The sequence below is a fragment of the Pantoea sp. ME81 genome (genome assembly GCF_903970985.1).
GTDB classification, from domain to species: domain Bacteria; phylum Pseudomonadota; class Gammaproteobacteria; order Enterobacterales; family Enterobacteriaceae; genus Pantoea; species Pantoea communis.
Window position 1 is genome coordinate 1 of sequence record NZ_CAJCKS010000231.1, and the last position, 6,337, is coordinate 6,337.

Consider the following 6,337-nt stretch of genomic DNA (forward strand, 5'->3'; position numbering starts at 1 on the left):
AGTTGCAGTTCGGCTATAGCAACAGCTGGCGCAATATCAGTTACGGTATCAATGTGGCGCGTCAACGCACCTGGTGGAATACCCAGCAATTTAACCTGAGCGTCAACGATAACCTCGACAGCAGCCGCCAGCAGCGATACAGCGAAAATACCCTTTCAGTGAATATTTCAGTACCGCTTAACTGGGGTGCGGGTCTTTCATCTGTGGCCTACAACTACAACCAGTCAAAACAGAGCCAGTCTTCGATGGCGACACTAACAGGTTCGGCAGGCGAACAGCGCGATTTCTCCTATTCGCTCTACGGAGGAACTGAGCATTACCGCAATGGCGTCAACGGAGAAGCGAGCTCCTTTGGGGGCAACCTGCAGCAAAACACCCGTTTTGGCGCAGTCCGCGCCAACTACGGCCAGGGAGATCACTATCGCCAGGTCGGTTTAGGCACGTCTGGCACTTTACTGCTGCATCGTGGCGGTCTCACTGCGGGGCCTTACACCAGCGATACGTTCGCGTTGATCCATGCCGAGGGCGCCCAAGGTGCGACGGTGCAAAACGGACAAGGAGCCGTCATTGACTACAACGGTTATGCGCTGCTGCCCTCGCTCACCCCCTATCGTGAAAACACGGTCAGCCTCGATACGTTGCACATGCGCGCCGATGCTGAGTTAAACGGCGGAAGCCAGCGTGTGGTTCCTTATGCCGGTGCCGTGAGTCAGGTAAATTTTGCCACCTTACGCGGCACCGCGGTATTGATTTCACTGAATACCACCGAGGGGATGGCACCGCCGATGGGCGCCGAAGTGCGTGATGCCTCCAACACCGTGATTGGCGTTGTCGGTCAGGGAAGCCAGCTTTACGCACGCGTTCCGCATGATTCCGGCAGTCTGCAAATCAGCTGGGATGGCAAAACCCAACGCTGCGCCGTCAATTATCAAATCACAGGAAAGACGCAACAGGCGCTTATCCTCCTCAATGGTATTTGCAGGACGCTATAACTCGTGAAAATTAAATATCTCCTCGTTGTGCTGCTGATGCTGCCGCTGACGTTATGGGCAAACTGCATCAAAGTCACCAGCACTTCATCGCTTTCAACCGCCGCTCTGGCAGCCGGCTATACCGCATCGTCCTGGACGGGTGCCTGTGATACCTGTTCAGGCAACCTGGGTTTGCCATCGGTGATCAGCATCAACAGCGGTACATCCTTTCAGCCCGCAGGATCGTTGCTGGCCAGTTCAGTCGGTTCGTTTCTCACCTCCGCCAGCAACACCGCTTACAGCCCGAATCAGATTCTCTACCGCTGTGCAGTAGCGGATGCGGGCAGTTTGTATGAGATGTACGCCACCAACGGTGACAGCGCCTATGCTGGCATGTATGCCAGCAGCGAGGTTAGCGGCGCTTATTACGACGTGGCGAAAAACGTGGCAGTGCGCATGACCAATCTGACCACCGGTGAGTATTACAGCCGCTACTGGAAGTCACGCCAGTTTACCGCTGACAGTTGGTACTCCGACGGCACCTACCTTTATATTCCGGCCAGCGCGTTTAGCAACGTGTTGTACGAGATGTTCAAAATCAGTTCAACCAGCTATTACGCCAATGGCGATAACCGCTACAGCGATCTCTGGACGCAGCCGCGCGGCTATATTGCTTTTAAAGGCCCAGGTCTGGACACCAACAGTCTGGCGGTAGGTCAGGACAGCGCCAGCTATTGGTACGGGTTTTACGGCAACTGGCCCGCCGCCTGGAGTACGTATCGCAACGTGACCTATGTGCGGGGCGCGTTGTGTGAAGTCCAGAACTACCCATCTGTGGTGCTGCTGCCAACCATCAGTGTGAACGCGCTCAAAGCAGGCGGTAGCAGTCAGGTACCGTTTTCGATCTCGCTGCAGTGCGAATCGGGCGCGCGGTCCAGCACCAGCACATCCACCAGCACTGCCGCCAATGTCGCGATGGGCTTGCTGGTGAATCAGCCCAATGCAGTGTCACAAGCGACACAGTTGGGTTTGACCACCAGCGGCGGCGGATTGACCTGGCTGCTGGATAATCAATATGGCAGCAGCGGCGTGGCCTCGGGTGTGGGCATCAAAATTTATAACGCCAGTGGTTCTGCCATTAACTTATTGCCTAACCTCGCCAGCACCGGCACCGGGAATACGCGTGGCTGGTATGCCTATACGGATCTCACCTCGCTGGTCTCTTCCGGTAGCAGCAATATTTACAGCGGTGATTTTTTGGCTTCGCTCGAAGCCATGAGTGGACAAACAGTAACAGCAGGGACAGTCAATGCGCAGTTGCAAGTGGTGGTCAGTTTTCAGTAACACATTGGCATTGAGCAGCCTGTTATTCGCTGCTCACGCCATGGCCGTGGTGAATGTGGATAGAACACGCATCATTTTTAATGCCGGTGAGAGCAGCCAGGCGCTAAATATAAAGAACGGTGCGGAAACCCCCTCCGTGGTACAGATCTGGAGCGATGACGGTGATTTGATGCAGTCCCCGGAATTGAGCAGTGCACCCATTTTTGCCATGCCGCCGATGATGAAACTCGCACCTGATGAGCAGCGTGCAATTCGTCTGGTGCTCACTTCACGCCAGTCGTTGCCGGAAGATCGTGAGAGCCTTTACTGGCTGAATATTTATCAGATTCCCGCGCTGAGCAGGCAAACAGGCAGCGCCGAACAAAAAATCCTGTTGCCGTTGCGATTGCGGCTTAAGGTTTTTATCCGACCGGCGGCGCTGGGCGTGCCTCAGCCTGAAGATGTGCAGAAGCTGCGTTTTATCGTGCACGAACGCCAGCTAACACTAGAGAATCCAACGGCGTGGTATATAAGCTTAAGATTACAGATTGCCAATAAGCTTAAAGTGGATGATGTGCTGGTGGCGCCGTTTACAAAGCAAACCCTATTATCAACACACGCCTTACTTCCCAGCGAGACGGTGCAGTATGAAGTCATTGACGATAAGGGCAATCCAGTGAGTTTTATCACCCACACATTTGAACAGGACCATTAATTGAGGGTAATAATCCTGTCTGCAGTCTCTACCGTGCTTTTTCGGTGCGCAACAATGATGCGCGTGATGTTTAATGCCCGAATGGCCCGATTAACACTTGCTTCGTTTATCATTCGAAACGTTCGGGGAAATCTAGCGGTAACGCTGTAAATAAAACATTAGTACGGAAAGGGATACATTTACGAATGCATGCCAAAGATTTGGCCGTGTTCATCAAGCCATTATCCATAGTGGTAATCAATCAACGTGTCAGATCAAATTTACGCGAGATATAATTACTTAGCTTAAGGCCTAGCGTAATGAATGTCGTTAACGATGTTATCATGACAATCAACTTAGAGAGTTCATATTGTGGCGTGTAATCAATAAAACCTGAAATGATACAAGCGCCACTCAAAAACCAATTTCCAATCATAATGAAAGAAAATAAAATTAAGCATTTTTTTAATAAATACATAGTTCACCTATCAGCACCCACTCAATGCTGGTGAGTGGGCAAGTAACAGCTATCGATAACAGAAATCGTCCAATCCTCTGGAATTACAGCTTCCAGAGGACTTGTCACTTCCATCATTCTCAATGAGAGAGATTCGGCAGCAACAGTAAAACATTATTTAATAACCTCTTGCAAATTCATATTCCACACAATGGTTTCAAAAATGTATTGAACCCGACCACACCCCTCACCCGACAACCATCAACTGGCTGATTTCATTTAACTTTATTGTCACTCACTCACTGCGATAACTTATCCATTTTTGAATGCGCATCACAAAAACTCTTTCCAATTGCGATGCAAAAGATCACGGAAAATAATTTTCCGTAGGGAATGCCATATTATATTTATCGATTCCCCTTACATTATTTAGTAAAATAACCAGACAATAAAAGCCCTTAACATAACAACAAATTACTGCAATAGCCGCAGAAAAACCTTTTTGCACTCCAATCACTCTGTTAACAACGTTCATTCGATGGGTTTTATACGACGATATTTTATATGAAGATGTTAATTGAGATTGAAAGTGAACATAAAAAAATAACGCATTGCATCACCTGGATTGGAGGGACGCATCATCTTCGATCACGGGTTGTTGCAACGCGGCCAACATATTCTGCGCAGCCACCGTTCCATACGAGTGCAGGAAGCATCACTCACGCCACCAATATGCGAAGAGAGGATCACATTACTGAACCCCGCCAGCGGTACGGTGTGGTTCGCTGAAACTTTCCAGCGCTGCCCAATTTAGCCTGCCGGATTCCAGTGCATCCGCGAGTGACGTCTCATGGATTAATCCGCAGTCTATTGCACTTGTTCCGGAGTCACTTGCTGATATTTCGTTGGACCCTCGCAGTGGTGTCAATGCTCGTGGTGGCTGTTAATTGAATTGTGATCGAAGGACTTTAAAACAAGAAAACCTGCTTCGATCCATCAGGATGCTAAGCAGGTCGACACTGCGGGAGGCTGGAATAATACTATTGGCTTTCGGCTACACCACACCAGCGCACCAGCGTCAGCGCTATGGCTTTGGTGCAGGCCACCAAATCGGCAATAGCTACATGCTCATTTGGCTGGTGTGACATGGCAGGATCGCCCGGTCCAAAGTTGACGGTGGGCGTCTGTCCTAGTGTGCTGGGTAGACCAATGTCACTATGCGCACCAAATCCCGCCAGCTGCGGATTGAGCGCGGCATCATTGACGCCTTGCTGAAAAGCTTCAACAAAAGGATGGTCCGCTGGAATCTCCGCGCAGTCCGCGTCCAGAATCCACTCCACTTTTGCCGGGTGCTTCGCCAGATAAGGATCGAGCGCACACACTTTGGCCACGTGCTCTTCAATTTCGCGTTTCACCTTGCCGCCCAATCCCATCTCATCTTTTTCGGCAGGGAGATATTGCACATCGATGACGATCTCCGCCCGACCGGCAATCGATGCTGGATGCTCGCCCACTTTCAATTGCGTAACGATGATCTGGTTCGGCATCTCCATCAGCGGATGATTTTTATCAGGCTGCGTTTGCCAGCGACGGTTGAGAACATCAAGCCCATCCAGCATCTGACGACACAGCATCACTGCATCGACCGGCCCGCTGCTGTCCCAGCTGTTAGGTGTGAGTTCGGCATGCCCGCCAATACCATCAAGAATAATGCGAGCCCAGAGAATGCCGTGACAGATAGGTGAAATGCGGTTAGCTGTCGGCTCGGTCATAATACCGGCATCGGCTTTGAAGCCGCGATCCACCATCGCCAGTGAACCCATGCCACCAATCTCCTCATCCACCACCGTGGTGAAGACCACGTCTCCTGCGAGGCGGATACCGAGGTCCTGCAATAACTCCACCGCCATCAACATGCAGGCAACGCCACCTTTCATATCGACCGCACCACGCCCGTAGACAGCGTTGTTTTTGATCACCGGCAGGAAAGGGTCGCTGTGCCAGTGCTCCGCCGGACCCGGCGGAACCACATCAATATGCCCGGTGAGCATCAGTGATTTACCGCCGCCCGCGCCAACTAGCGTGCCTCCAAGATTCGGACGCCCCTCAAATGTGCGACCTTTATTCGCACCGGGACGTCCTTCATATTGGGCATACAAGGCCGGACCATCGGGATCCCATAAGTCGGTGGTCATACCCAATGCGATGAGGCGCTGCTGTAAGTAAAGCTGGCAGTCGCGCTCTCCCGGCCCAGCTTCACGTGGGTCAACTTTGACGATTGAGGGGAAAGCGATCAGGTCGCACAACGTCTGCGCGATGCGCTCGGCGCTGGCATCAACGTGTGCGCCAATTTTTTCAGTCAGGCTCATGAATTATCTCCGATAGATGAAAAGTCGTTGTGCCATTAACACGATGATCAATAACAAGCCCACCACACCGAGCTGCCAGACGCTGTTCAGTCCCAGCTGTAACATGCAGGTTTTAATGGTCACCAGCATCAGCGCCGCCGCCAATACCCCGACCACGCTGCCGCGCCCGCCGAAAATGGCGACACCGCCGAGCAACGCTGCAGTGAGCGATTCCAGTTCTAAGTTGACGCCGATTTCCGGTCGTGCGCTGCCTAACCAACTGAGTGAGATGAATCCGGCGCAGCCTGCTAACAGCCCACTCAGGCAGTAAACCAGCAGGCGCAGACGATCCACGGGTATGCCAACCAGACGTGTTGCATGCTCATTGAAACCACAGGCGTAAACCCATTTCCCCCATGCGCTTTTGCTCAGAATTAACCAGGCTATAAAAAAGGCAGGGATGACACAGGTCAGAAACGGCAGAGGAATCGCGAAGTTTGCCCCTCGGCCCCATTGCGTCAGCTCTACCGGAACGCCTGAGATA

The 6,337-nt window shown here is 51.9% G+C and carries 5 protein-coding genes; 3 read left to right on the forward strand and 2 right to left on the reverse strand.

The genetic code is table 11. The features are described 5' to 3' along the window. The 3 genes from H7A81_RS24840 to H7A81_RS24850 form a co-directional block, all read left to right on the forward strand. Positions 1-992, forward strand: a 992-nt coding sequence (locus H7A81_RS24840; protein WP_182059047.1) for a fimbria/pilus outer membrane usher protein, incomplete at its 5' end; no start/stop codon positions are given. Positions 993-1,028: 36 nt separating this feature from the next. Beyond that, the gene (stbD, locus tag H7A81_RS24845; protein WP_255479040.1) at positions 1,029-2,315 is read left to right on the forward strand and encodes a fimbrial usher protein StbD; all 1,287 of its coding nucleotides are present in this window, start codon (positions 1,029-1,031) and stop codon (positions 2,313-2,315) included. Then, positions 2,281-3,009, forward strand: a complete 729-nt coding sequence (locus tag H7A81_RS24850; RefSeq protein ID WP_182059049.1) for a fimbrial assembly chaperone — start codon at positions 2,281-2,283, stop codon at positions 3,007-3,009. The genes stbD and H7A81_RS24850 overlap by 35 nt, the downstream gene beginning before the upstream one ends. Before the next feature lie 1,476 nt (positions 3,010-4,485). Here H7A81_RS24850 and H7A81_RS24855 read toward each other — a convergent pair. Further along, complete coding sequence (locus H7A81_RS24855) at positions 4,486-5,814, reverse strand: M20 family metallopeptidase (RefSeq protein WP_182059050.1); 1,329 nt, start codon at positions 5,812-5,814, stop codon at positions 4,486-4,488. A gap of 3 nt (positions 5,815-5,817) precedes the next feature. After that, the coding region (locus H7A81_RS24860; RefSeq protein ID WP_182059051.1) for an ABC transporter permease at positions 5,818-6,337 on the reverse strand (520 nt) is incomplete at its 5' end.

What these genes read in the sequence shown, in the direction of transcription:
- H7A81_RS24855 (WP_182059050.1), bottom strand. Translation starts at nt 5,814, where the DNA reads ATGAGCCTGACTGAAAAAATTGGCGCACACGTTGATGCCAGCGCCGAG.
- stbD (WP_255479040.1), top strand. Translation starts at nt 1,029, where the DNA reads ATGCTGCCGCTGACGTTATGGGCAAACTGCATCAAAGTCACCAGCACT.
- H7A81_RS24850 (WP_182059049.1), top strand. Translation starts at nt 2,281, where the DNA reads ATGCGCAGTTGCAAGTGGTGGTCAGTTTTCAGTAACACATTGGCATTG.